This window comes from Butyricicoccus pullicaecorum (assembly GCF_002160355.1).
GTDB lineage: Bacteria > Bacillota > Clostridia > Oscillospirales > Butyricicoccaceae > Butyricicoccus > Butyricicoccus pullicaecorum.
Genome location: NZ_NFKK01000004.1, coordinates 31,217 through 58,069, shown reverse-complemented (window position 1 = coordinate 58,069; position 26,853 = coordinate 31,217). Strand labels below are relative to the sequence as shown.

Genomic DNA, 26,853 nt, shown 5'->3' with positions numbered 1-26,853 from the left:
ACGGCGGAATCTTCTTTTGATTTTCCCGATCCCCCGCGAGGGAAAATCAACTAAAATAAAAAAATAATCGCTCGCCGCAGCGAGCGAAATACTTCGCGCACAAAGTGCGCTCATGGGAAAGACCGTCCGAAGGGACGGTCTTTCTTTTTTGTTTGTTTCGGCCCCCACCCGGGTCGGACACCGGGTTTCAAAAGGGGAGTTTCGCGTCCTGCGGGACGCGACTCAGGGCGCTGCCCTGAGAACCCGCAAACCTTTGAAAAGGTTTGATCCAAACTTCAATTTTGGGTGCTTACTTTTCCTCTTCCGATCGAAAATCCTTTGGTTTCTGTCCGGTCGCTTTTTTAAACAGCTTGGAGAAATACACCGGGTCGGGAATGCCGACCGCTTCGGCGATCTCATACGTTTTCATTGCCGTCGTGCGCAGCAACACCTTCGCACGCTCGATACGCACCTGCTGGATATAGCCACTGATATTCTGTCCCACTTCCCTTTTAAACAGCTTACTCAGATAGCTCGCGGACAGATGGACATAATCCGCCAGACCCTCAAGCGACAACTCCCCGGCATAATTCTGGTCAATGTACTGCTTGACGCGGAACACCAGATCGTCCAGATCGGTTGCATTCATGCAGATGCGGTCGAGGACGGCGGTGAGATAGCCGCGCAGCAGCTGCTCGATGTCGTCAATCGCACCGCTGTCGAGCAGTGCACGTTCGCTGGCAAGCGAGGCATCGGTCAGCAAAATTTCAAGGTTATAGCTGATCAGCAAACCTTGACCGCACTCGTACAGAATGACCGCAATGCGGCGCACACTGGGGAACGGGATGGCTTCCCGGCGCAGATAGGCGAACAGACGGTCGAGACCGCTGATGACCGCGCCGCGGTTGCGGTTTTCCAATGCACTCTGGATAGTGCGCAGCTCCTCGGTGATGCGGGAGGCGTGCAGGTCGGACAGGACGGGCAGCTGACCATAGGAAATGACCGGCATCTGGGGGCTGTACTCGGCGAGCTGCTGGGCGTGGTCGGCCTCGCGTGCCGCGTCGGACAGTTCGAGCGGGCTGTGATGGTGCGCGCTGATGCCCACGGTGATCTGAAAGTCGGTGGTCTGCTGAACGGTCTGCACGACCTGATGGCAGGCCTCGGTCGGGTCAAAGCCGACCGGTGCGCACAGAATGATGTAGCAGAACCGCTCGCCGCGCGGGATGAAATAGATCGTGTGCTCGCCCATCGCCTGCCGCCACATCTCGCGCACTTCGCTCTGAAAGGCGATGCGGTCGGCTTCGGTGTGGATGTCGTCCAGACCGAAGCGCAGCACGTAGCAGCTGGACAGATCGAGTCCGAGCGCGTTGGTGCGCTCCATGGTGTAGAGCAGCGACTGCACTGGGTCGAAAATCAGCTGGTGCAGGAACAGCTCGCACGCCAGCACGTCGGCCTGCTTGTCGGTCTTGCGCACCTGATCTTCGGCCAGACGCTGTTTTGCCTTGTCCAGCGCGGCGAGCAGACTGTCCTCCGAGGTCGGTTTGAGCACAAAGTCGACCACACGGTAGTTGATGGCCTGCTGGGCGTAGGAAAAGTCGGGGAAGCCGGTCAGGATGATGACCTTGCAGGCCGGGTGGTTCTCGCTGATCCACCGGGCAAGCTCCAGACCGTCCACCTCGGGCATACGGATATCTGAGATCACAATATCGGGCGCTTCCTGCGCGAATTGCAGCATGGCCTCGCGGCCGTCGCGTGCGATGTTTAAGATATGGCAATCGTGGGCAGCCCAGTCGATCGCGTGCGACAGTGCGCTCAAGATCGCTGGTTCATTGTCCACCAGAAGTACGTTGTACATCGTGTTCTCCTTCCGTTTTGTCGATGGGAATGATGATCAGCACGACCGTGCCGGTGCCCGGCATGGAACTCATGCGGAATGTGCCGTTTGTCCCATACATAAGTTCCAGGCGTTTGCGGATGTTGTCGAGGGCGATGTGGTTGTGCGCACCGGGCGACACCGCACCCTGTAAAAAGCCCACGCCGTCATCCTCCACGCGGATGTAGACGCTGTCGTCCTCCTCCCAGATTTTGACGCTCACCTTGCCGCCGCCGCGCTTGGGTTCCAGACCGTGCACGACCGAGTTTTCCACCAGCGGCTGAATGGTGAGCTTGGGGAGGTAGTAATCGAGGATAGACGGGTCGGCATAGTCGATTTCGTATTGCAGCGCGTTTTCAAACCGCGCTTTTTGCAGGTCGAGGTAGTAGCGCACGTAGGCAAGTTCCTGCCGGAACGTGACCTTGGGCGCACCGTTTTTGCCGATCGTGCCGTGCAGCAGACCGGCGAGGTCGGTGACCATGCGACTGGTCTCCTTCTGCCCTGCCTCCATGCAGCGCAGGTTGATGACCTGTAAGACATTGAAGATAAAGTGGGGATTGATCTGCGCTTCGAGCATTTTAAACTCGCTTTCGCGCAGCAGCACGCCCTTTTTGTAGGCATCCTGATAGAGGTCGGTGAGCGTGTCGGCCATGCGGTTGAAGGTGTCGGCCATGCCGGCAAGCTCCTGATATTCGGGCGCGTCCATGCGCACCGATAAATCGCCCTCAGCCATGCGGTCGAGTGTCTGCTGGGTGTGCGCGAAGGGACGGAGCAGACCGTGGTAAGCGTAGATTGCCGAAATCAGCACGCCGATGAAGATGAGGCTGGTCAGCAGGACGTACCAGGCCGCCGTCGTGTGCACGCCGGTCAGGATTTCGCGCTGCGGGACGCAGACGTCCAGAATCATGTCACCGACCGCCGCGCGACAGTGCAGATAATCGCCGCCCGCCCAACGGATGACCTGAGAGACCCCGTTTGACGTGCCGTCCAGCGTGCGCAGATCGACCAGCAGATCACCGACCAGACGATCGCTTGCCGCATAGAGCAGATTGCCCTGTGCGTCGGACAGCATGACCTCGGCGCCCGGGTAGACCGACTGGAGCGGAGCTGCGTCGATGAGCGCAGCGGTGTCCACTTCCAGAATGAGCTTGCCCAGACAGCGCGCGGGGTCGTTGAGCGAGTTGTAATCGACGACCATATAGGAATATTCTGCGTTATTGGTGAGCGCAATCAGCGACTGGGTCGAGTTGCGGTCGGGAAACAGACGAAATACTGTTTCCAAACGGCCATACTCAGCCTGATAGATGCCGCTGCGCGAGGCCGGAAAAGCGACGCCGTCCTGCCGAAACAGGAAGATCGAGTGTACATATTGATCGTCCCAGGCGGCATTGAACAGGGTCGCCCGACCGATCTCCTGTTGTACCAGTTCGGCCTGTGTGCCGACCGGGTTTTGACTGCTATGCATGACCGATTGCACGGTATCGCTGCCGAGGGTGAAATAAATGATACTCTGCGCCTGACTGAGCGCATCGGTCGTGGAATTTACCAGCTGATCGGTATAATATTGCGTCATGTGCTCGGCCTGTGTGCGCATCTGACGGGAGACAAAACCGAAGAAGAGCAGCAGAGAGGCGGCAAGGGGAATGATAATCGCGGCGAGCATGAGGCGCAGGCCGGTGCGCAGCAGCGACTTTTTGGACTTGTTTTGACGCATCTGCTCAGTGTGTTGCATCGGGTATCCCTCCCATTCCTTTGTATCATATCACATTTCCCCGCGAAACGGCAGGGGTATTTTTGTTTCCTTTGACCGATTCACAGTTCAAATTATTACTACAAACCGACCAATTATTCCCTACTTTCGGACATTGCCCATGTGCTAAAATAGAGCCAAGAGAGAGGTAGGCAACAAAGGCCGACCGGAAAGAAGAAGAGGAGGAACCAGAAAATGAAAAAGAGATTGACCGCACTTGCACTGGCGGCTCTGATGACCGCGGGCTGTCTGTCCGGCTGTGGCGGCGGCACCGAGACCACCGATGAGGGCGCAAGCACCGAGTCCACCGGCAGCGAGATCGTCATCAATTACCCCACCTTCCAGTGTGGCGTCAACACCGCATCACCGGTAGTCGATCAGCTGATCGAGGAGTTCAACGCAGAGTACGCAGGCAAGTACCGCATCCAGAAGGAAGACGTACCGGGCGATGCAAACTACGTTGATAAGATCAAGGTACAGCTGGGCACCGGCGATCTGCCCCCGGTTGTATACGGCGGCGGTTACAACCTGCTCGACCTGGCACTGGCAAAGGACGTCGTTGTTGACCTGACTCCTTATGTTGAAGCTGACCCCGAGTGGAAGGCACTGTACTCCGACGTTGCACTGACCACCAACTCCCGCGACGGCAAGATCTACGCATCTTCGTCCGAGGGCAGCCTGGTCGGTTACTTCTACAACAAGGATCTGTTCGCACAGGCTGGCATCGACGCACCGGCAACCACCTGGGACGAGTTCTGGCAGCAGTGCGATAAGCTGAAGGCAGCAGGCATCACGCCTCTGGCACTGGATACCGCAGATTCCGCATGGGTTACCTCGCTGTGGGCAGGCGCAATGATCGCAACCAGCGGCGACGAGGGTTACGAGTTCATGAAGCAGATGAACCCGATCGACTACAACAACCAGCCCACCATCGACGCATTCACCAACGTACAGAAGATGCTGCAGGAGTACACCACTCTGGATGCGATCGGCGGTAAGTACGAGCACGCAGCAAACAACTTCCTGTCCGGCCAGGCTGCAATGATCGCAAACGGCCCCTGGATGATCGGTGACTTCTCCGATGAGACCAAGACCACCGCAGACTTCGCTGACAAGGTTGGCGTAGCAATCTTCCCGGGCAACTTCGTATACGACGCACCGATTCAGGGCTACTTCGTCACCAAGCAGGACGATCCGGCACTGGAAGAGGCAGCTGTTGAGATGGTTAAGTTCTTCACCTCTGCACATGCACAGCAGGTAGCGCTGGAAGTACAGGGCATGGTACCGGCTTCCTCGTCTGTTGAGATCACCGAGACTGCAAAGCAGAATTATCCGCTGCTCGTCGAGTTCCTCGACCTGGCAGAAGGTGCAACCGTGCGCACGGATAACCTGCAGGCAACCATGTACCCGAACCTGCTGGATGTTGTATCGCAGGATCTGCCGCTGCTGGCTTCTGGCGAGATGACCGCAACCGAGTTCTGCCAGACTCTGAGCACCGAAGCTGCAAAGAATCAGTAATGAAAGTTTGGAAGGGAAAAAGCCTGCCTGAGGGGCAGGCTTTTTCACCCCAAAAAAGGAGAAACAACGAGGGAGGATGACCCTGCATGAAAGTAAAAAAGGCCTGGATACCGATTTTTCTGGCCCCGGCGGTGATCCTGTTTCTGCTGATCTATGCGGTGCCGCTTGTCATGGTCTTCGCGACCTCGCTGTGCGAGTACAAGCTGACATCCAAGAGCATCACATTCATCGGCTTGCAGAATTACATCGACCTGTTCCAAGACCCGGCATTCCACACAGCATTCACCAACACTATCATCTGGATTTTGATTCACTGCATCCTGCATGTGGCAATGGGCTGCCTGATTGCGCTGCTGCTCTATAAGAAGCCGCGCGGCTGGAAGTTCATCCGTACCGCATACATGGTGCCGAACATCATCTCGAACGCTGCAATGGGTATGATTTTCGTCAACATTTTCAACCCGCAGTTCGGTGTTGTCAACTCGATCCTGAAGATGGTCGGCTTGGAAGAGCTGACCCACAACTGGCTGATGGACACGACGACCGCGTTCCCGTCGGTTACCATGGTCTGGTTCCTGTTCGCAGGCTACACCACGACGCTCATTCTGGCACAGGCGCTGTCGGTTGACGAGTCGGTGCTCGAGGCAGCACGTGTCGACGGCGCAACCAACTTCCAGATTGATATCTTCATTATGCTGCCGCTGCTCAAGAAGATCATCGGCACGACCATGGTCATGGCAGCAACCTACATGCTGCAGATGTTCGACCTGATCTACATCACCACCAACGGCGGCCCCGGCAAGACCACTACCAACCTGCCGCTGCTGCTGTACGGCGTATTCAAGTCGGAGAATAACTACGGCTACGCGAATACCATCGGTGTAATGATCATCGTCCTCGGCGCGATCGTCATGGTAACGATCAATAAGGCGCTCAAGGTCAACGAAGAAGATTATTAAGGAGGCGCTCGAATCATGAATCCCGCATGGCGTACTTTATCCGCAAAAGAGCGCATACTCTGTGTTCTGAAATACATCTTTCTAACGATCTGCGTCATCGTCGCGATCTTCCCGATTGCCTGGGTCATCATGTCGTCGTTTAAGACCAACGCCGAGATCCTGTCCAACGGCATCGGCCTGCCGTCGAGCTTCAGCCTGACCGGTTACGTTCAGGCACTCGCAATCTCCCCCATCCTCAAGTACTTTATGAACAGCGTCATCGTGGCCGTTGTCGCCACCGCAGCCAACGTCTTTTTCCTGGCAATGGCAGCGTACGTGTTCGCAAGATGCCAGTTCCGGCTCAAAAACGCACTGTATATGCTGCTCTCGCTGTCTCTGGTCATCCCCATGACCGCACTCTTAAACCCGGTGTACATCGTGGTTAACGGCATGGGTCTGGCAGACACCAAGACCGGCCTGATTCTGGTGTATACGGCACTGAACCTGCCGATGTCGCTGCTCATTCTGCGCGGTACCTTCCTTTCCATCCCCAAGAGCCTGGAGGAAGCCGCATACGTAGACGGCGCGGGCTTCTTCCGCACCTTTATCCAGATTATGATGCCGTGTGCCAAGGGCGGCCTTGCATCGGCTGCGGTTCTGGCATTCCTCAATAACTGGAACGAGTTTACTTTCGCATTGGTTCTGACCAGCGGTCAGGAAGCAAGAACACTGCCCCTGTCGCTGAGCTACTTTACCTCGCAGTTTAGCTTTAACTATACGGCGATGTTTGCGGCAATCACGATTGCGGTTATCCCGTCGATTGCAGTCTTTGCGATCTTCCAGGAACAGGTCGTATCGTCCCTGACCGCAGGCGCAGTAAAGGAATAATCCCGCCCGCAGGCGAAATGAAGCTTTCGCTCAAGCCTTTCTCGAAAGGCTTGCGGGTTCTCAGGGCAGAGCCCTGAGCCGTGTCCCGCAGGACACGGAATCCCCTCTTGATTTTCGCCTCGCGAAAATCAACAAAAATAAAAAGAAAAAGCGCATCCCGCAGGATGCGCAATCTCTGGAAAGACCGTCCGAAAGGACGGTCTTTCCTTTTTGTTTGTTTTGGTTGATTCCGGTCAACGACCGGAATCAAAAAGGGGATTTCGCCCGTTGCGACGGGCGACTTGAGGCTCTGCCTCAAGACTCCGCAAACCTTTGAAAAGGTTTGATCCAAACTTTATTTGTTCTTCTCCCCTTTTGCGTTCTTAGTCGCGATAGAACGCGCCAAATCCCAGATAGGTCATATACAGATCGTGCTTGGAAATGGTCTCGAACGGTGCGTGCATGGACAGAACCGGAACACCAGCGTCAACCGTATCAATGTTACGGTTTGCCAGATACATAGCGACCGTTCCGCCGCCGCCCTGATCGACACGACCGAGCTGGCCGGTCTGCCAAGTGATGCCAGCGCCGTCCAGAATGCAGCGCACCTGCGCCATCAGCTCAGCGGAAGCGTCCGAAGTCCCACTCTTGCCGCGTGCGCCGGTGTACTTGATGATTGCCATACCGCAGCCGATGCGGGCATCGTTGCGGCCCTCGGAAACCTCGGGGAAATTGGGGTCGAACGCGTTGCAAACGTCAGCCGACAGGCAGATGGAGTGCTCATAGCACTCGTCGGGCAGGACGTTCTGCGCACGGCACAGATCACCGAGGAAGGTGTCGAAGTGACGGCTCTGCATGCCGGTCACGCCGTCCGAGCCGATCTCTTCCTTGTCGACGAGCAGGCACAGGTTGGTGTGTACCGGAGTCTCGTCGGCATCGAGCAGCGCGGTTGCAGCCGGATAAGAGCAAACGCGGTCGTCGTGACCGTAAGCGCCGATCAGCGAGCGATCGAAGCCGATGTCGCAGGCGTTGAACGCCGGAACACAGGACAGCTCAGCCGACAGGAAATCAGCCTCGGTCATGCCGTATTCTGCGTTCAGGTACTCCAGAATGGCACGCTTGACGCGATCCTTGTCGCCGTCCGCACTGTTTTCGCTCGGGAACGAGCCGAGCAGGACGTTCATGTTTTCCGCCTTGATGACCTCGGTTGCCTTCTTGACCATCTGCTCGCTTGCCAGATGGGGCAGCAGATCGGTGATGACGAACTTGGGGTCGCCGGGCTTGTGGCCAACGTGAACGGGTACACGCTCGACCTTGCCGTCACGGCACACGCAGACCACGCCGCGCAGCTCGAGCGGGATAGCCAGCCAGTGATACTTCTTGATGCCGCCGTAGTAGTGGGTCTTGAAGTAAGCCATGCCGTCCTGCTCGTAGAGCGGAACGGTGCGGATATCGATGCGGGGTGCATCCAGATGGGCAGCAGTCAGACGAACACCGTCGGACAGCGGAGCCGAGCCGATGTGCGCCAGAATGATGCCCTTGTGACGGTTGATCTGGTAGAACTTGTCGCCGGGATTGACCGCCATACCGCGGACATAAGCCTTGTAGCCCTTGGCTTCAGCCATGCGCACGATTGCGTCGACTGCATCGCGTTCGGTCTTGCCCTCGTCGAGGAATGCCTTGTAGCCCTCGGCATAGTCCATGCAAGCCTTTTTGTCGAGCTTGTCATAGCCCGGCTTTTTGTCATAGAACAGTTCCATAGTGGTGATGCTCCTTTTATGGGTAGAAAAATTGGTTGTAAGAACGAATTAGCAAATTTCGCGGAGCGAAATTCCGGGATTCCAAAGGGACGAGTCCCTTTGGTCCGTCCAGGTGAAACCTGGCCGCGTCCCGCAGGACGCGGAATTCCCCTTTTGATTCCGGCCAAAGCCGGAATCAACGAAACTCTCGTTTCAAAGCGCGACGCGCACGTCGCGCAATTCCCCTGCGCGCTAAGCGCGCTCATGGAATCCGTTCCCACGGGAACGGATTCCCCATCCTCCACCCTTTCTGCGCACCCTTCGTTTGAAAGACCGCAGTCAGGATGCGGGTGGGAAACCCAATCCGCCGGATTGGGTTTCCATGAGCGCACTTTGTGCGCGGAGTATTTCGCTCGCTGCGGCGAGCGATTATTTTTTGTTTTGGTTGAAACCCGGGTCGGACACCGGGTTTCAAAAGGGGATTTCGCCGTCTGCGGACGGCGACTCAGGGCTCTGCCCTGAGAACCCGCAAACCTTTGAAAAGGTTTGATCGAAACTTCAATTATGGGTGCGGTGTTGGGCGGGATTCAGCGCAGCTGACCGCACAAAATCTCGACTTGTTTCTGGAGTTCCTCTAAACTTCCGTTATTCTCCAGCACAAAATCGCATTTCTCGCGATAAAAAGCCTCATCTGGCTGTGCGTCGATACGTGCGGCGGCGGCGGTTTCGCTCAAACCATCGCGCTGCATAATGCGCTGGATACGGGTCTCACGCGAGGCGACCACGCCGATGACCGCGTCGCACGAGCGATCAAACCCGGTTTGAAACAGGGTGGGTGCGTCGTAGAGGATGCGGTCGATGCCCTGCTCTGCCAGCTTGTGAAACTCCTGCTGACTCGCCTGCCAGATGTGCGGACGGGTGATGTCGTTGAGCTGCCCAAGGCGTGCGGGGTCAGAAAAGACAACGCTTGCCAGCTTGGGGCGGTCGAGCGCACCCTCTGGGGTCAGGATGTCCCCAAAGGCGAGATGTAATGCATCGAGCAGGGCGCTGCCGGGGACGCACAGACCGCGATAGACCGCGTCGGCATCCACCCAGCCAAAGCCGTTTTGGACGAGCAATGCAGCGGCAGCGCTTTTTCCCGCGCCCGAACCGCCGGTCAGACCATAAATTTTCATGGTGTTACACCTCGATAACGTGGAAACCGGCCGCTTTTTTGAGGCGATTGGCGACGGCCAGACCGATGCCCGAGTCGTCGGGACACTGGGCGAAGATGGCGGTCACGTCGGTTTCGTCGAAGGCGCGGAGCGCGTCGAAGATGGCGTGCGCCTGTGCGGCCTGATCGTCCGAGCGGCCAATGGTGCGCACGATGTGACCGGGGAAACGGTCTGCGAACTCGTCGAAGCAGATGACGCCCGATTGACCGGTCAGCTGCGACGCGATGTAAGCCGCACCCTTTTCCGGGTCGCCGCAAACGGCGGTTACCGGTGCATGGGGCGCATAGTGGCGGTACTTCATGCCGGGTGCGGAGACGCGCACGTCGTCACCGATCTGCTCACGGACGGCGCGGTCGACCTCGACCGGACCGAGAACGGCCTCGAGCTGTTCGAGCGAGATACCGCCCGGACGGAGCAGACGGGGCTTGTCACCTGCGAGCGAAATGACGGTGGATTCCACACCGACCGCGCATGCGCCGCCGTCCACAACGGCAGCGATCTTGCCCGCCATGTCTTCCATGACGTGCGCCGCGGTGGTGGTGGAGGGACGGCCGGAGGTGTTAGCCGAGGGCGCGGCGATGGGCACGCCTGCGGCGCGGATGACCGCGCGAGCGACCGGATGGGAGGGCAGACGGATACCCACGGTGTCAAGACCTGCCGAAACTTCGACCGGAATGCGGTCGGACTTGGGCAGAATGATGGTCATGGGGCCGGGCCAGTAGGCGTCGGCCAGACGGCGGGCAGCCTCGGGAACGTCGGAGACCAGCGGATAGATCTGGTCGAAGTCCGCGATGTGAACGATCAGCGGGTTGTCCATCGGACGACCCTTGGCGGCGAAAATCTGGCGCACAGCGTTCCCGTCGAGCGCGTTCGCGCCCAGACCGTATACGGTTTCGGTGGGAATGCCGACGACCTGCCCGCTGGCCAGCATTGCACCGGCCTGTTCAATCGCGCCCGCATCCTCGGGATGCAGAAGCAAGGTATTCATAGCATACACTTCCTGTTATGGTAAGATAAAATAATACAATGAGTTTAGGTTAACTTTCTTCCTGCGCCTGTAATTTGCGGGCGGTGTCGGCGGTGATGAGTGCGTCAAGGACTTCGTCGAGGTCGCCGTCCATGAACTGAGACAGCTTGTAGATAGTGAGCTTGATGCGGTGATCGGAGACGCGGTTTTCCGGGAAATTGTACGTGCGGATGCGCTCGGAGCGGTCACCGGTGCCGACCTGCGCCTTGCGCTCGGCCGCGATGGCGGCGTTCTGCTTTTCGCATTCCGCCTCGTACAGACGGGTGCGCAGTACGCGCATGGCCTTGTCACGGTTTTTGTGCTGGCTGCGCTCGTCCTGACACTCGACCACCGTGCCGGTGGGCAGATGGGTGATACGGATAGCGGACTCGGTCTTGTTAATGTGCTGACCGCCCGCACCGGACGAACGGAAGGTATCGATTTTGAGGTCGGCGGGGTTGATCTGGAAGTCGACCTCCTCGGCCTCGGGGAGTACCGCGACGGTGACGGTCGAGGTGTGTACACGACCCTGGCTCTCGGTTTCGGGGACGCGCTGCACGCGGTGTACACCCGACTCGAATTTCAGACGGGAGTATACGCCGTCTCCCGAAATCTGAAAGACGACTTCCTTGCATCCGCCGAGCTCGGTCTGATTGATGGACAGGATTTCCACCTGCCAGCCGCGCTTTTCGGCGTACATGGAATACATGCGGAAGAGCGAGTGCGCAAACAGTGCCGACTCCTCACCGCCCGCACCGCCGCGAATCTCGACGATGATGTTCTTGTCATCGTTGGGGTCACGGGGCAGGAGTAAGATTTTGAGTTCTTCTTCGAGCTGCTGTATACGCGCTTGCGCCTCGGATAATTCCTCCTGCGCGAAGTCGCGCAGCTCGGGATCGCGCATCAGCTCCTGCGCCTCGTCGATCGTGCGCAGCGCATCCTCGCGTGCACGGATGGCGTGAACGATGGGCTCTAAGCGATTGCGTTCTTTGAGGAGTTTTGCCGCGGCTGCGGGGTCATCGTAAAGACCGGGCGCAGACAGACGGGCTTCGACCTCATCAAAGCGTGCGACCAGAGCGCTGAGTTTATCGAGCATAGAAAAAAACCTCTTGTTGTGGATTGAAAGAAACGTAGTTGCGGAAAGCACCGCAGCCCCAAATGAAGCTTTCGCCAGCCTTTCTCGAAAGGCTGCGGGTTCTCAGGGCAGCGCCCTGAGTCGCGCTCCGGCCCGTAGGTCACTATCCTTGTTCCCGCGCTGTGCGCGGATAAAATGAGTGCTAGAGCGCGAAACTCTCCTAATTGATTCCGGCCAAAGCCGGAATCAACAAAAAATAAATTGAAAGCGCTCGCCGCAGCGAGCAAGACTCTCTGCGCACCAGGCGCGCTCATGGAATCCGTTCCCGTGGAACGGATTCCACAACCCCCTACCCTTTCTGCGCACCCTCCGTTTGAAAGACCGCAGGCAGGATGCGGGTGGGAAAATCAATCCGCTGGATTGGTTTTCCATGAGCGCGCAATGCGCGCGGAGTATTTCGCTCGCTGAGGCGAGCGATTATTTTTTGGTTTTGGTTGATTCCGGTCGTTGACCGGAATCAAAAGGGGGATTTCGCCGTCTGCGGACGGCGACTCAGGGCTCTGCCCTGAGAACCCGCAAACCTTTGAAAAGGTTTGATCCAAACTTCAATGATTGGTGCGGTGCTATCCCTTAAAAATACCGTCCTGTCAAAATCAGTCCCAAAGTCGAGCAATACTCCCGCATGTGGGACGCGGCGGCGAGGGGCAGATTGGGGACGGGAGCGGGCACGCCGTAGGGGTCGAGTCCGGCCTGCTCCATGAGTTTACGTGCGCGGGCGAGGTGGAAGTCGCTGGAGATGACCGCGCAGCGGGACTCTTCCAGCGGATAGAGCGCCTTTGCGTTTGCGATATTTTGAATGGTATTGCGGGACTTATCCTCGATCAGCAGGCGGTCGGGGTCAGTGCCCAACGTGTCAACCATATATTGCCGCATCATGTGCGACTCGGGCATGGGTTCATTGGTGCCCTGACCGCCGCACAGGATGGCGATGGCATCCGGGTGCTCGTCCAGAAACGCATTTGCGGTTTTGAGTCGTTCGATGAGTGCATCGGACGGACGATCCTGCAAGATGTGTGCACCGAGGACGAGCACATACTGTGCATCATCGGCTTCGGGGTCGGCGTGTTCGCCGCTGATGATTAAACCCTGAATGCACACGAATGACACACAGAACAGGGCGAACAGCACGCGGCCGACTTGTGCCACGGCGCGTGCACCACGGTGACGTCGTCCCAGCCAAACCATCCACCCTTCTCCTGCACAGCATACGCCGAGGCCGCACAGGAAGTATCCACCGAAGCGAATCGGTGAATATGGAAGAAAGAACAGGCCAGGCACAAACAGTGTAATTGCTAAAATGAACCAAAATTTAGAACTTTTCCGCATGGCAAAACCTCTTTCGTGTGCACATTGAAACATGTACACATAGGCAGAACACAGAACGCGGAGATTCCATGTGCGCATCATGTGCACATGGAATCACTCAATCTGTGCCGCCAGTTCTTCCCATTGTGCCATCTTGTCCATGAGCTGTGCCTCAGCGTCGTCGCGCTGGTGCATCAGCTCCATGAGCTTGCCGGCATCCGCGCCGCACGCGGCCATCTCGTTCTCAAGAGCGCTCATGCGCTCCTCAAGCTGGGAGATTTCGCGCTCGAGCACGGCGACCTTCTTCGCGATGTTCTTGGTACCGCCCTTGGGCTTGGGTTTCTCCTGCTTTTCGGCCTTTTTGGGGGTCTCGACCACGGTGGACGCGGCCTGTTCGGCCTTTTGGCGTTCGCGGTAGGCCAGAAACGCCTCGTAATTGCCGGTAAAGTCGGTATATGTACCGTTTTCCAGGTAAATGATGCGGGTGGCGAAGCGGGAGACGAAATAGCGGTCGTGGCTGACGAAGAGCAGCGTGCCGGTGAACGCCTCGACGGCTTCCTCAATCCATTCGCGGCTCATGAGGTCTAGGTGGTTGGTGGGCTCGTCGAGTACGAGCATGTTGAGCGGGTCGTACATCAGCTCGCACAGGCGCAGACGGCTTTTTTCGCCGCCCGACAGCGTGCGCACGATCTTGAGCTGATCTTCGCCCGAGAAGCGGAACGCGCCCAGACGGTTGCGGGCGGTCTGCATGGTGACATTTTTGTCGTAGATGAGGGTGTCGATCAGGTTTCTGCCCTCGTTTGCGAAGTGCACCTGCTGGGGCAGGTAGGCCGGGCGCAGTCCCTGACCCTTTTTGATGACGCCCTCGTCGGCGGTCTCGTCGCCCAAGATGATGCGCAGCAGGGTGGTTTTGCCCGCGCCGTTGTCGCCCAGAATGGCGACGCGCTCGCCGTTGTGTACGTTGAATGTTACGTCCTGTAATATTCTACGTCCATCATAACTTTTTGTAATACCTCGAACCTTGAGCACGTCCTCGGTCTCGTAGTTGGGGTCACCGAAGGAGACCGACATTTTCTTGTCCTTCTTGGGTCGATCGGTGACCTTCATGCGTGCGATGCGCTTTTCGATGGACGCGGCACGCTTGGCCAGCTTTTCGGTGCCGTGCTCGTGCATCTTGCGTGCGGTGGTTTCCAGACGCTTGAGCTCGGCCATCTGGTTTTCGTGTTCCGCCATGCGCTGTTCGTAGCGGCGCTCGCGCTCCTCCGCATAATAGGAGTAGGAGCCAGCGTAGAACTCGCAGGTGGTGTCGTGGATTTCAATGATGCGGTCACAGCACTGGTCGAGGAAATAGCGGTCATGGGAGACGGTGACGACCGTGCCCGTGTACGTTTCCAGATAATCGCCCAGCCAGCGCACCGCGTCGAGGTCTAAGTGGTTGGTCGGCTCGTCGAGCAGCAGAATATCGGTCTGCTCGAGGATGATGCGCGCCAGATTGACGCGAGTCTTTTCGCCGCCGGACAGCTGGGAAAAGAGCTGCGTGCGCTGTGCGCGCGGGATTTCCAGACCGTTGCACACCTTATCGACCTCAAAATCGTGGTCGTAACCGCCGAGCGCGTCCAGTTTCTGCTGGAGCGCACCGTAGCGGTGCAGCAAGCTGTCGTTGTCGGGGTGCTGCTCCATCTGGGCTTCCAGCTCGTCCATCGCGGCGCGTACCTCGTGCGCACGGGCAAAGGCGGTGCGCAGGACGTCCTCGACGGTGGCGGCGGGATCGTAGACCGGCATCTGGTCGATGACACCGACCGTGCGGCCTGCGCCGATGGAGACGTGACCGTCGTCGTAGGGCAGACGGCCGGCGATGATGTGCAGGAGCGTGGTCTTGCCCGCACCGTTCGGCCCTAAGATGGCGACTTTCTCACCCGGCTGGATGTCGAAATTGAGACCGGACAGGATGAGGCGATCGCCGTAGTATTTTGTCAGATTTTGTATGGTAATATCAGCCAAAAGCAGTTCCCTCCAAAGGAAAGAATAGAAAAAACCTGAAAAAAGGGCCGAGACAGGCCCTTTTGGTTCAGTGGTTGGCGGAGAACGGGGTTAGTGCTTGTCCTCGCTGACCGGAGCCTCTTCGGTGGGCTCAGGAGCAGCTTCAGATGCCTCTGTCGTCTCTTCTGTCTCCCCTGCGTCGTGCTCCGCATCGGGAGCCTCGTCTTCTTCCGCCGTTTTTGTCTGATTGTCCTGCGCATCGAAGGGCACGAATTCGGTGCCGGCATCCGAGAATGGGACGAAGATCTCCTGTTCGGGTTCGGACGCGGTGAGCAGGGGTGCGGCCAGATCGGGCCGGCTGGTCTCGATGAAGTTGACCCCGTAGGACAGCATACGGCGCAGCTCGTCCGGGTCACTCGAATCGGTGGAGGCCAGGAACAGACCGCAGCGCAGCGCCTCATTGCATAAGGGTTCGGTCAGAGCGTCGGGCGTACCGCGCACGCCGAACAGACGGAGGTTCTGCACCTCGCGCACGAAGGCGATGGGGTCTTCGGGGGCAGACTGGATGTCGGCCATGATCTGGAGATCGGGATAGCGTGCCGCAAGGCGGCCGGCATCGTACAGGGACAGACCGCAGAAGTAGGCGTTGTCGACGTACTCGGAGTACTTGAGCGACACGCGCACCTGCGCCGCAGCCTGATGGTGGTGCAGCTCGATGCCCAGTCCGCCGCCGGCGGCCTTGGCCAGTTCGAGCGCCTGACCGAAGGATACGATCTTGGGGTAGGCGCGGCGGAGGTCTTCGAAGGTGTGGTCACAGGTCGTCAGCGTGGCCTGTGCCGAATGGTAGCACCCTTCAGCGCAGACCAAGGTGATGCCGTCCTTGGTCGTGTCCACGGGGAGGACACAGCCGCGTGCACCTGCGGCCGTGCCTGCCATAATGGCTTCCAGGCTGCACGGCTCGAGACCCATTGCGCCGGGTGCGGACAGGATAAAAGAATCACGGTTGGAATAACGCATGACAGTTCCTCTCAGTCAGACGGATGGGGTCAGCTCAGACGGTTTCGGGAGCGGGGTAGGTCTCGCCGAAGGTGTCGACGGTGACAGAGACCATCTTCTGCTCTGCACGGGGACGGTCATGCCAGTCGCGGGGGGTGTTGACGATCTCGTCGGCAACGTCCATGCCCTCGATGACCATACCGAAGGATGCGTACTGACCGTCCAGATGGGGTGCATCGGAAGTCATAATAAAGAACTGGGAGCCAGCGGAATCGGGGTCCATGGTGCGCGCCATCGACAGGACGCCGCGGGTATGTGCCAGATCGTTCTGGAAGTCGTTGGCCGTGAACTCGCCGCGGATGCAGTAGTCGGGGCCGCCCATGCCGGTGCCTTCGGGGTCGCCGCCCTGGATCATAAAGCCAGGGATGACGCGGTGGAAGATGGTACCATTATAGAAGCCCTGCTGTGCCAGAGAGATGAAGTTGCGTACGGTGTTGGGAGCGACTTCGGGGTACAGCTCGGCGACGATCTTTGCGCCGGACTCCATTTCAATCGTAATCATCGGGTTCTTCATAGTAAAACACTCCATTTCGTGTATTTTGCTGCGTTTCTTCTATTGTAGCAAAGACGCCGGGGTTATACAAGGCGTAACGTGTTAAATTTCAGTCGCCGCAATCGGGCTGCTTTGACCAGACTTTACATATTTCTTACAATTTGATTACGATTCTCTTAAAATTTGCAAAAGGTGATTGACAGCGACGGTCGGATGTGGTATTTTAACTGTACTAACACGGCTAATACAGTAATACAGAAAAGAAAAAAAGGATACGAAAGAAAAGGAAGTGATGGATTCATGTTTGCAATCCCGTGGCTCAAAGCAGGAATTTTTCTCATCAGTATCGTCTCGGTACTGTATCTGGTGTACTTTGCACTCTACCTCCCCTATGCGCTGCGTCCGGCGCGCAAGTGGGCCAAGCAGGCGCCGCGCTGCCGGTTTGCCGTACTGGTCGCCGCACGCAATGAACAGGCGGTTATCGGCAATCTGGTCGAGACGCTCATGGCGCAAGATTACCCCAAGGAACTGTATGACGTGATCGTCATTCCGAATAATTGCACCGACGACACCGCAGGCGAAGCGCACCGCGCTGGCGCACTGATTATGGAATGCACCGAGCCGGTGCACACCAAGGGCGACGCACTGCGTCAGATCATTGATAAGCTGATGCAGCAGGATCGCTACGACGCAATCTGCGTCTTTGACGCGGATAATCTGGTAGACCCGGGCTTCCTCGCAGGCATGAATGACGCATGGTGCGCAGGCGTGCCGGCAGGTCAGGGCTATCGTGATAGTAAGAACCCGCAGGACAGCATGATCTCTGCCTGCTACTCCATCTACTACTGGATGGTCAATCGCCTGTTCAGCCAGACCCGTGCCCATGTCGGCCTGTCCGCTGTGGTCAACGGCTCGGGCTTCATGGTATCCATGGATTGGCTGCGCCGCCACGACGGCTGGCACACCGTCACCCTGACCGAGGACATCGAGTTCACTACCCAGTGCATCTTGGGCGGCGAGCGGGTGGCATGGGTGCCCGAGGCAAAGACCTACGACGAGCAGCCCCTCACCTTCGCACAGTCGTGGAGACAGCGCTGCCGCTGGTCGGTCGGCCTCATCCAGTGCCTGCGCGTGTACGGCCCGCGCCTCATCCGTGACCGTCACTGCGCAAATGGTCAGCTGCATGCCCGTCTGGATCAGATTCTGTTCCTCTTCGCACCGCTGTTCCAGCTTATGTATCTCATCTCGCTCGCAATGACCGGTATTCTGGGCGCATTGCAGATTCACTACGCGGTTGCTCCGTATAGTGACGTGCTCTATGAGCCCCTCATGTCGCTCGCAATGTCCTTTGTCGGCACCGTCGTCTTGGCAATGGCTGTCATCGTCCTCGAGCGGAAACCCCTGCTGAATATGGGTAAGGGCGTCTTGGGCTATTGGCTGTTCGTCATGAGCTGGATTCCGATTAACATTGTCGCACTGTGCAACCCGAATCTGGAGTGGAAGGCAATCCCGCATACCCGCAGCCTGCGCATGGATGAGATGAAGGATGCAGGCGCGATGAAGGGCGTGAAGATGGAGAAGAGCCGCTAAAGCGATTAACCACCGCACCCCTAATTGAAGTTTTCGCTCAAGCCTTTTTCAAAAGGTTTGCGGAGTCTTGAGGCAGAGCCTCAAGTCGCGTCCCGCAGGACGCGAAATCCCCTTTTTGATTTTCGCCTTGCGAAAATCAACAAAAAAGAAAAAATAATCGCTCGCCGCAGCGAGCGAAAGACTTCGCGCACAAAGTGCGCTCATAAGAAAGACCACCCGGAACGGGTGGTCTTTCTCTTTTGTTTGTTTGGGTTGATTCCCGGGGTGGACACCGGGAATCAAAGGGGCGTTTCGAGCCTGCGGGCTCGACCAGGTTCCACCTGGACGGGCTCAAGGGACTCGTCCCTTGAGAATCCCGTTCTCGCCTGCGGGCGGGAATCAGACGATTGCAACGCTTAAAAACAATGAAACTAAAATGGTTTATTTCACAAAACAATCACAATAATTTTACAAAAACAAATCTTGCCTATTTCACTCTTTTTCCGGCGGCAGGATATGTTTTCGGATACCCGACCACGCCAGGAAACTAGCAATAAAGTTGGGAATCGCGCAGCCGACCAATAAAGTTGCCGGAATGGACAGCGGGAAGAACATGATTTCCAGCGCAACCAGCGTCAAAATCAGCAATGCGACCGGGAAACTGTAGTAAAACCGCAGCATGGCCAGCAAAATGGCGTCGCGGACGCAGTCGCGAAAGGAAAGCGTGGTCGAGGTCAGCAGCGGATACAGATACAGCCAGACCATGGTTAAGATGAGCAGCGCAGCAAGCGTGACCAGCCAGATGATCGAGCCTGCCGGATAGAGCACCAATCCGAGCAGTCCGCCGCCGTACACCAAGGCGGTGATCAGACCAAGTACGGTCGAAGCCTTCCAGTTCTCGCGAAAACCACGCCAATAATCGTACCATACATCGTTCGGGATGTCGCGCACCATGCGCACAGTGACCTTGGTCATCGCACCCATGGCTGCACCGATGGTTACAATCGGGATGCAGGTCAGCAAAAACAGGACGTTGAGCTTGACCAGCGCCCAGAATTCACGGATAAAGATTTCAAAAAACAGTGCAAGACCGGTTTTTGGCGGGGCATCTTTGTCGATACCGGGGCCGGGTTTGACATAATTGGGGGTAAACAGACCCATGCGGTCTCTCTCCTTTCGGCCGGTGTTTTCTCCATCTTAACACAGGGATGCGTGCGTGCGCAAGCCCGGAAGCAGGCCATACATCGTGCACAAGATATTTTCGGAAAATGATTTATTTTTTGCACAAAACGAAAAAAATGTGTTATAATCAAAATGGAAAATTTCAAGCTGACGAAAATGCCCATGCGTACGTGACAAAAACACGTGCGAGCCGTGCGACGCGGGGGAAAAATGGCGTGTGTTTCCCGCTTTCCGGCTGCATTTCCGGCGCGTCCAAAAACAGAATGCTGCTTGTTTCGAAATCCAGAAACAAAAATTATCAGATTCGCCCATTGTACCGGCCTGCATCAGCTGGTATCCTGTAACATAGAACGAATGTTTTCTGTAACACACAAGGAGGCACGAATCTTATGAAGCTGACTGTTATTGGCGGCGGCGGCGTCCGCTCGATGTTCCTGGCAAAGAGTATCGCCCAGCGCGCCCGTGATCTGCATATTACCGAGCTTGTATTTATGGATACCGACGCGGAGAAGCTGCGCATCTATGGCGGACTTGCCCGCCATGTGGCGCGTATGCTGAATGCCGATCTGACGTTCACCCTGACGACCGATGCCGATGAAGCGGTACGCGATGCCGATTATATCATCACGACCATCCGTGTCGGCGGCGACCACACGCGCGTGCGCGACGAGCGCATCGCGCTCGATCTGGGCATTCTGGGTCAGGAAACCACCGGCGCTGCCGGTCTTTCGTTTGCCATGCGTTCGGTACCGGCTCTGGCTGGCTACTGCGAGCGCATCAAGCGCCTGTCCAAGCCCACGGTCAAGGTGTTTAACTTCACCAACCCCGCAGGCGTCGTCTCTCAGGCGCTGCGCGACATGGGCTACGACTTCACCTATGGTATCTGCGACGCACCGAGCGGCATGCTGCACCAGTTTGCCGATCTGTACGGCGTTTCCGCCGACCGCATCGTGGGCGAGTGCTATGGTCTGAACCACCTGTCCTACTTCCGCTCCATTCAGATCGACGGCAAGGAGATCATGCCCGAGCTGATCGCGCGTCCGGATGCTTACGAAAAGACCGACCTGCGCTTCTTTGGGCCCGACCTGATCGAGCATATGGGCTGCGTGCTCAACGAGTACCTGTACTATTTCTATTACCGCGAGCAGGCTGTACAGAATATTCTGAACGCCGGCGTGACCCGCGGTGAGGTCATCGAGGACATCAACCGCAAGATGACCGCCGAGCTGTCCACGATGGACATTGACGGTGATTTTGAGAGCTGCCTTGCATGCTTTGAGAAGTGGTACGGCAAGCGCGAGGACGCATACATGGCAAACGAGACCGGCGTACGCCGCGACAAGCCGTGGAAGTTCGACGTATTCTCGCCCGATGCTGGCGGTTACGCAGGCGTTGCGCTGCGCTTTATCGAGCTGATCGAGTCGGGTAAGACCGGCAGCATGATTCTGTGCGCACCCAATCAGGGCGCAATCCCGGGACTGGAAGACGACGACATCGTAGAGATCACCTGCGATATCTCGCGCGAGGGCGCAAAGCCGCATAAGGTAGAAAACGCCGATCCGCGCGCACTGGAGCTCATCCGCCGCGTCAAGAGCTACGAGAGACTGGCAGCTAAGGCCATCGTGCACCGCGACCGTCAGGCTGCAATCGATTGCCTGATGCTGCATCCGCTGGTCAACTCGTACTCGCTGGCGGTCAAGCTGGCAGACGCATACTTTGAGCTCAATGCACCGTTCCTCGGTGCATAAAAGGAGGGGCGCTTATGTCTTTTGCCGCAGGCGCGGGCAGTATCAACGTCGATCTGCTGTTTGAGGGAATGCCGCGCATCCCGAACGAGGGCGAAGAGCTGTTTGCCCGTGGATTTTCGCTGCAAATGGGCGGCGGTGTCCCGGCGACCCTTCTGAACCTTTCCGGACTGGGCGTTCCGGTGCGCATTCTGACCGGACTGGGCGAGGATATGTTTTCCGAGTTTGCCCGCCGTAAGTTTGACGAATTTGGCGCTACGCCCTACAACCTGGCTGAGGGTGAGAGTGGAATTCCGCTCAACATCACGGCTGCCATCCTGACTCCGAACGACCGTACGTTCGTCTCGTACACCGATGGCCTGAACGCGAGTGCAGACCGTGTGTATGAGGCAGCCAAGGGGGCAAAGGTCGTGGAGATGGGACGGGACTATCTGCCGGCCTACCGCAAGCTCAAATCCGAGGGCACGATTCTGGTGTTTGACACCGGATGGGACGACGATATGAGCCTTGACAGCTACCGGGAGTACCTGGAGCTGGCCGATTATTACACGCCGAACCAGAAGGAAGCATTGAAGATCACCGGGACGGACAATCCGTCGGACGCGGCCAAGGTGCTCGAGCAGTTTTTTGACCGCGTGATCGTCAAGCTGGACAAAGACGGCTGCCTGATTCGAGAGAACGGGCGCGAGCGCGTGATTGCGAACATTCCGGTCGTTCATCGCGACTCGACCGGAGCGGGCGATGCGTTCCTGGCCGGACTGATGTACGGACTGTACCACGATTACAGCTTTGAGCAGAGCGTGCTGTTCGGCAACATCACGGGTGGAACGTGCGTGACGGCGGTGGGATGCCTGTCTGCGCGGCTGACCGAGTCCGAACTTCTGGAAAAATTCAAGCAATATCAACATTTGCTCGGGTGATGCACCGGGCGCAGGATTTTAGAAAAGAGAAAGTTGGCATAAAGATTATGACAATACGTGAGTTTGCGAAACTGTGTGATGTATCCCCCGCGACGGCATCGCGTTTTTTCAGCGGCCGCGGCTCGATCAGTGAGCCGGTGCGCCTGCGCATTGAGCAGATGGCCAAGAAGACCGGCTATGCACCCCCGGACTCCTTCCGTGGACGCCGCAAGACCAGCGCGCTGATCGTGGTCATCATTCCAAACTTCCGCCAGTGCTTCTTTAATGATATGATCGAGCAGCTGCGCACCTACGCCGAGCGTATGGGCAAGCGCCTGCTGATTATGCCCATCGATCAGAGCAATCCGCAGAATACGCTTGCACTGATCTCGGCATGCGAGCCGATGGGCGTCATTCTGCTGCACGAGAGCGTAGACTTCCCGCTTGCGGACGCACTCAGCCGCCGCAATCTGCCGGTTGTTGTCTGCGGCGCACTGGCAGCGGGCAGAAGATTCTCTGCGGTACACATCGATGACATGATGGCGGCATACGATGGTACGAACTACCTGATCGGCCTGGGTCACAGCAAGATTGGCTTCCTGACCGACGCATCCCGTGCGATTTCGTCGGGCTTCCAGCGTCTGACCGGCTGCCGCAAGGCGATGGAGGACGAGCACCTGACGTTCGACGACAGCTACACCCAGCCGGGCGGTATGACCTACGAGGACGGCTACGAAGGCGTTGCCGCTCTGATCGAGCGTCATCCCGACCTAACCGCGATTTTCGCGTTCAGTGACGATCTGGCAGCGGGTGCGATTGCCCGTCTGCGTGAGATGGGCCGCCGCGTACCGGAGGATATTTCTGTACTGGGCTTTGATGATAACTCGATGGCGCGCCGGTTCTCGCCTGCGCTGACCACCGTACATCAGCCGATGGAACAGATTGCACAGAAGACGCTCGAGCGCCTGGCGAATATGCAGGGTGCACACGACGTTTCTTCGCTGACCATGGCCTGCGAGATTGTGGAGCGTGCGAGCTGCCGCGCACTCGACCCGAGCGAAATGTAAAAATAAGAGAGAAAAGGGAAAGATCGTCCGCAAAAACGGACGATCTTTTTTTGTCAGGATTGGCACCGCACCAATGATTGAAAGTTTCGCCAGCCTTTTCAAAGGCTGCGGGTCCTCAGGGCAGAGCCCTGAGTCGCCCGTCGCAACGGGCGAAATCCCCTCTTGATTCCGGTCAACGACCGGAATCAACTAAACTTTCGTTCAAAAGCGCCGCCCGCAGGCGGCAAGACTCCCCTGCATTTCGTGCGCAAAGAGTATTTCGCGTCCTGCGGGACGCGATTATTTTTTAGTTTTAGTTGATTCCCGGGCCGAACCCCGGGAATCAAAAGAGAGTTCCGCTCGCTGCGGCGAGCGGCCAGCCTGCGCGGCTGGATCGCGCCGGGTCGCAGACCCGGACCCGCTTGTCGCCTGCGGGCGGGATGGGTGCGTCCGTAATTTGATCTGTTTCTACTTTGTTTCACTCTCCGTCAAAAAACTACCAAAACCCGGCGAAAGATTGCATGGAGCGCGAAAGACAAAACGATTATACTAGTCACCAGAGAAAAGGAAACAAAACGCAGTCAGGTCAGCGAGGATGACGCGGCCTGTTTGACAGAGAAAGGAGCCAAAAAATATGGTAGTAAGAGTAGGACTGATCGGAACGGGTACGGTTGCACAGATGATGCACCTACCGATTTTGAACGACCTGTCGGGTATGTATCAGATTACCGCAGTATCTGACGTTTCCCCGTCGGTATTGAAGGCAATTTCCGAGAAGTATCACGCAAAGGCATACACTTCCCCGTTTGATCTGTGCAAGGCAGAGGACGTAGACGCAGTTTTCGTTCTGTCCCCCGACCAGTATCACGCAGAGTACGCAAAGGCAGCAATCGAGGCTGGCAAGCATGTATTTGTTGAGAAGCCGGTTTGCCTGTGCCCGCAGGAGCTGGAAGAGCTGATCGAGCTGCAGAAGTCGCACCCGAACCAGATCTGCATGGTTGGCTATATGCGCCGCTTTGCGACCGGTTTCCTGAAGTGCCAGGAGCTGCTCGCAGCAGACGACCGCCCGATCGAGTACATGCGCTTCCGTGATATCATCCTGGAGGGTGATTACTTCATGGATCAGGCGCGTCAGCCCATCCTCGCGCAGAACGATATCCCGGCAGAGGCACTGGAGGAGAGCGGCAAGCGCCGTTACGACCAGCTGTGCCAGGCACTGGGCGCAGACTGCACCGAGCAGCAGCGCATTACTTATACCATGCTGGCTGGCCTGGGCTGCCACACCCTGTCGGCTGTCCGCGAGCTGGTTGGCTATGTGCCCGAGGTTAAGTCGGTTGCCGTTGACGGTGAGCATGTTATCATCGTATTCCAGTTCAAGGGCTTCCTGGGCGTATACGAGATCGTAAACGATCAGGACATCGTTCAGTTTGACGCAGCGATCGAGATCTACCAGCACAGTCGCCGCATGAAGATCAAGCACGAGACTCCCTACCTGCGCTATCAGCCGCACACCTTCGAGGTTGTAGAGTCCACCAAGACCGACTCTCAGACCATCACCTACGGCCCGGATTATCACGATTCGTTCGAGAACGAGCTGCGCTACTACCACGACTGCATCGAGTCCGGCAAGCAGCCCAAGACCACGTTCGAGGACGCAATGGAAGACATCAAGATGTTCCAGGACATCTGCAGCAAGATCTGATCGGTTTTACCCTACCGAAATGCAAAGCAGACACGCGGGATTTTATCCTGCGTGTCTTTTTTTGCCCCGAACGCAACGCAAAAAGAGTGAATAGTGAAGAGTGAATAAGTAAGAAGTGAAAAAACAACACCTATTCCTTATTCACTCTTACTTCTTCCTTCAAAAAACGGTATTTGCCGTTTTTTGTCCGTGCGTGGCGGACAAAAAAGAAGAGTGTAAATTTATGGAGTAATATGCACAATTTATGGCAAGTTTAATGGTAACTTTTGGACGTGTTCGATATTGCGTTTCCTGTTCGTAAGTAGTATGATAGATGCAATACAAAAAGAGACAGAGAAACAGGATAGGAGGCGTATAAAAATGGGCATGTTTTTTGACCTGGTGCGCCAGCTGAAGGCCGAAAACGGAAAGCAGTATGTAGAGAGCAAACTGCAGGTAAATACAGCAACTCAGCATTGATATGTATGGAATAAAGACGAAAAAAGCGGGAAAGCGCGGCCGAGAGGCCGCGCTTTTTCGTACCTGCCGAGCGGGAGCAGATTGGGCAAAAGGCGGGATGGTTTTTCGTATGGTACTGTGATACAATAATAGCAATACGAAAAAAGAAGGGGTCATGTTTTTATGATAGAGTCACATGGCACGTGGTACCGCAGAGGTCTGCGCGACGGCGTGCCCATCGGCCTGGGCTATCTGGCCGTATCGTTTACACTGGGCATCGCAGCCAAGGTCAGCGGCATGGGCGCGGGAGACGCGACGCTCATGAGCCTGCTCAACAATACCTCAGCCGGAGAATTCGCCGCACTGGGCATCATCGCCGCCGGTGCACCGTATTTAGAGATGGCATTCACCCAGCTGGTCATTAACCTGCGCTATCTGCTTATGTCGTGCGCACTGAGCCAGAAAATCGCACCGGAAACCTCGATTTGGCAGCGCCTGATGATGGGCTATACGGTCACTGACGAGATTTTCGCGATTTCCGCCGCCGTTCCCGGACGCTTAGACCCATTTTATTGCCTGGGCGCAATCTCGGTTGCCGCACCCGGCTGGGCACTCGGTACCTGTCTGGGTGTCCTGCTCGGCAATGCTCTGCCCGGTCGTATCGTGTCCGCTTTGTCGGTCGCCCTGTACGGCATGTTCCTCGCCGTCATCCTGCCGCCTGCACGCAAGAGTAAGGTCATCGCGGGCGTGGTCGCGGCTTCCATGATCGCAAGCGCACTCTTTACCTATCTGCCCGTGCTCTCCGGCCTGTCCTCGGGTACGCGCATCATCATTTTGACCGTCCTCATCGCGGGCGCCGCCGCAATTTTGTTCCCAATCCCGGAGGAAAACGACCATGCAGCCTAATGTATATGTATATATCGCGGTCATGGCGCTGGTGACTTACCTCATCCGCGTCCTTCCCTTGACGCTGATCCGCCGCCAGATTCAAAACCGCACCATCCGCTCGTTTTTGTTCTATATGCCTTACGCAACCTTGGCTGTCATGACTTTCCCGGCAATTCTGAGCGCAACCGGTACCCCGTGGTCAGCCCTCGTCGGCTTAATTGTCGCCGCTGCAATGGCATGGCGTGGATGTTCCCTGTTCACCGTCGCAAGCGTCGCCTGCGTCGCCGTGTTCGCCGCCGAATGCGTTTTATTGTAAGGTTCGGATTCCCGCCCAAAGCCCGTAGGTCACTATCCTTATTCTCGTGCCGAGCACGAATAAAACGAGTGGGCGTAATGAAGCTTTCGCTCAAGCCTTTCTCGAAAGGCTTGCGGGTTCTCAGGGCAGAGCCCTGAGTCGTGTCCCGCAGGACACGAAATCCCCTCTTGATTCCCGGTGTCCGCCCCGGGAATCAACCAAAAATAAAAACCCAT

General features: G+C 57.0%; 22 protein-coding genes. 10 read left to right on the top strand and 12 right to left on the bottom strand.

The window, feature by feature from the left end:
• Positions 1-289: 289 nt before the first annotated feature.
• Together B5F17_RS04875 and B5F17_RS04870 are read right to left on the bottom strand one after the other, a co-directional pair.
• The gene (locus B5F17_RS04875) at positions 290-1,834 is read right to left on the bottom strand and encodes a response regulator (RefSeq protein ID WP_087371418.1); all 1,545 of its coding nucleotides are present in this window, start codon (positions 1,832-1,834) and stop codon (positions 290-292) included.
• Positions 1,806-3,584: a sensor histidine kinase gene (locus B5F17_RS04870; protein ID WP_087371415.1), complete on the bottom strand. Its 1,779-nt coding sequence runs from the start codon at positions 3,582-3,584 to the stop codon at positions 1,806-1,808. The genes B5F17_RS04875 and B5F17_RS04870 overlap by 29 nt, the downstream gene beginning before the upstream one ends.
• Before the next feature lie 213 nt (positions 3,585-3,797).
• On the opposite strand from B5F17_RS04870, the gene B5F17_RS04865 reads away from it, so the two are divergent.
• From B5F17_RS04865 to B5F17_RS04855, 3 genes are all read left to right on the top strand, one after another.
• A complete protein-coding gene (locus tag B5F17_RS04865; RefSeq protein WP_087371412.1) occupies positions 3,798-5,120 on the top strand; it encodes an ABC transporter substrate-binding protein in 1,323 nt (440 codons plus the stop codon).
• Between the two features lie 86 nt (positions 5,121-5,206).
• Positions 5,207-6,079 carry a carbohydrate ABC transporter permease gene (locus tag B5F17_RS04860; RefSeq protein WP_087371409.1) on the top strand — a complete coding sequence of 291 codons (873 nt, stop codon included), beginning with the start codon at positions 5,207-5,209 and terminating at the stop codon, positions 6,077-6,079.
• Between the two features lie 15 nt (positions 6,080-6,094).
• Complete coding sequence (locus tag B5F17_RS04855) at positions 6,095-6,946, top strand: carbohydrate ABC transporter permease (RefSeq protein ID WP_087371406.1); 852 nt, start codon at positions 6,095-6,097, stop codon at positions 6,944-6,946.
• 362 nt (positions 6,947-7,308) lie between these two features.
• Here B5F17_RS04855 and B5F17_RS04850 read toward each other — a convergent pair whose 3' ends face one another.
• The 8 genes from B5F17_RS04850 to B5F17_RS04815 form a co-directional block, all read right to left on the bottom strand.
• Positions 7,309-8,685 (bottom strand): aminopeptidase, encoded by a 1,377-nt coding sequence (locus B5F17_RS04850; RefSeq protein WP_016148924.1) that lies wholly within the window; start codon positions 8,683-8,685, stop codon positions 7,309-7,311.
• A 566-nt stretch (positions 8,686-9,251) separates the two neighbouring features.
• Positions 9,252-9,839, bottom strand: coding sequence for a dephospho-CoA kinase (gene coaE, locus B5F17_RS04845; protein ID WP_087371404.1), 588 nt, complete (start codon positions 9,837-9,839; stop codon positions 9,252-9,254).
• 4 nt (positions 9,840-9,843) lie between these two features.
• Positions 9,844-10,866: an L-threonylcarbamoyladenylate synthase gene (locus B5F17_RS04840; protein WP_087371401.1), complete on the bottom strand. Its 1,023-nt coding sequence runs from the start codon at positions 10,864-10,866 to the stop codon at positions 9,844-9,846.
• A gap of 49 nt (positions 10,867-10,915) precedes the next feature.
• Entirely contained in the window at positions 10,916-11,980 is a 1,065-nt protein-coding gene (prfA, locus tag B5F17_RS04835; protein ID WP_087371398.1) for a peptide chain release factor 1, read from the bottom strand.
• Positions 11,981-12,589: 609 nt separating this feature from the next.
• On the bottom strand, positions 12,590-13,204 hold the full coding sequence (locus tag B5F17_RS04830) for a YdcF family protein (protein WP_162608082.1): 615 nt from the start codon (positions 13,202-13,204) through the stop codon (positions 12,590-12,592).
• Between the two features lie 234 nt (positions 13,205-13,438).
• A complete protein-coding gene (locus B5F17_RS04825) occupies positions 13,439-15,325 on the bottom strand; it encodes an ABC transporter ATP-binding protein (protein ID WP_087371393.1) in 1,887 nt (628 codons plus the stop codon).
• 90 nt (positions 15,326-15,415) lie between these two features.
• Positions 15,416-16,321 (bottom strand): glycerophosphodiester phosphodiesterase, encoded by a 906-nt coding sequence (locus tag B5F17_RS04820; RefSeq protein WP_087371390.1) that lies wholly within the window; start codon positions 16,319-16,321, stop codon positions 15,416-15,418.
• A gap of 34 nt (positions 16,322-16,355) precedes the next feature.
• The gene (locus tag B5F17_RS04815; RefSeq protein WP_087371387.1) at positions 16,356-16,874 is read right to left on the bottom strand and encodes a peptidylprolyl isomerase; all 519 of its coding nucleotides are present in this window, start codon (positions 16,872-16,874) and stop codon (positions 16,356-16,358) included.
• A 279-nt stretch (positions 16,875-17,153) separates the two neighbouring features.
• Between B5F17_RS04815 and B5F17_RS04810 the strand changes: the two genes are divergently transcribed.
• Positions 17,154-18,443, top strand: a complete 1,290-nt coding sequence (locus B5F17_RS04810) for a glycosyltransferase family 2 protein (protein ID WP_162608081.1) — start codon at positions 17,154-17,156, stop codon at positions 18,441-18,443.
• A 48-nt stretch (positions 18,444-18,491) separates the two neighbouring features.
• Here the strand turns inward: B5F17_RS04810 and B5F17_RS14785 are convergent, their stop codons facing one another.
• The gene (locus B5F17_RS14785; protein ID WP_162608080.1) at positions 18,492-18,647 is read right to left on the bottom strand and encodes a hypothetical protein; all 156 of its coding nucleotides are present in this window, start codon (positions 18,645-18,647) and stop codon (positions 18,492-18,494) included.
• A 267-nt stretch (positions 18,648-18,914) separates the two neighbouring features.
• A complete protein-coding gene (locus tag B5F17_RS04805; protein ID WP_087371381.1) occupies positions 18,915-19,583 on the bottom strand; it encodes a DUF624 domain-containing protein in 669 nt (222 codons plus the stop codon).
• 410 nt (positions 19,584-19,993) lie between these two features.
• On the opposite strand from B5F17_RS04805, the gene B5F17_RS04800 reads away from it, so the two are divergent.
• The 6 genes from B5F17_RS04800 to B5F17_RS04775 all read left to right on the top strand — a co-directional run bounded on the left by B5F17_RS04800 (position 19,994) and on the right by B5F17_RS04775 (position 26,638).
• Positions 19,994-21,352: a family 4 glycosyl hydrolase gene (locus B5F17_RS04800; RefSeq protein WP_087371378.1), complete on the top strand. Its 1,359-nt coding sequence runs from the start codon at positions 19,994-19,996 to the stop codon at positions 21,350-21,352.
• A gap of 14 nt (positions 21,353-21,366) precedes the next feature.
• On the top strand, positions 21,367-22,269 hold the full coding sequence (locus B5F17_RS04795) for a carbohydrate kinase family protein (RefSeq protein ID WP_087371375.1): 903 nt from the start codon (positions 21,367-21,369) through the stop codon (positions 22,267-22,269).
• A gap of 47 nt (positions 22,270-22,316) precedes the next feature.
• Positions 22,317-23,315: a LacI family DNA-binding transcriptional regulator gene (locus tag B5F17_RS04790; protein WP_162608079.1), complete on the top strand. Its 999-nt coding sequence runs from the start codon at positions 22,317-22,319 to the stop codon at positions 23,313-23,315.
• 613 nt (positions 23,316-23,928) lie between these two features.
• The gene (locus tag B5F17_RS04785) at positions 23,929-24,996 is read left to right on the top strand and encodes a Gfo/Idh/MocA family oxidoreductase (RefSeq protein ID WP_016148937.1); all 1,068 of its coding nucleotides are present in this window, start codon (positions 23,929-23,931) and stop codon (positions 24,994-24,996) included.
• A 621-nt stretch (positions 24,997-25,617) separates the two neighbouring features.
• Complete coding sequence (locus B5F17_RS04780; protein ID WP_087371370.1) at positions 25,618-26,340, top strand: AzlC family ABC transporter permease; 723 nt, start codon at positions 25,618-25,620, stop codon at positions 26,338-26,340.
• Positions 26,330-26,638: a branched-chain amino acid transport AzlD family protein gene (locus B5F17_RS04775; RefSeq protein WP_016148940.1), complete on the top strand. Its 309-nt coding sequence runs from the start codon at positions 26,330-26,332 to the stop codon at positions 26,636-26,638. The genes B5F17_RS04780 and B5F17_RS04775 overlap by 11 nt, the downstream gene beginning before the upstream one ends.
• Positions 26,639-26,853: the final 215 nt, after the last annotated feature.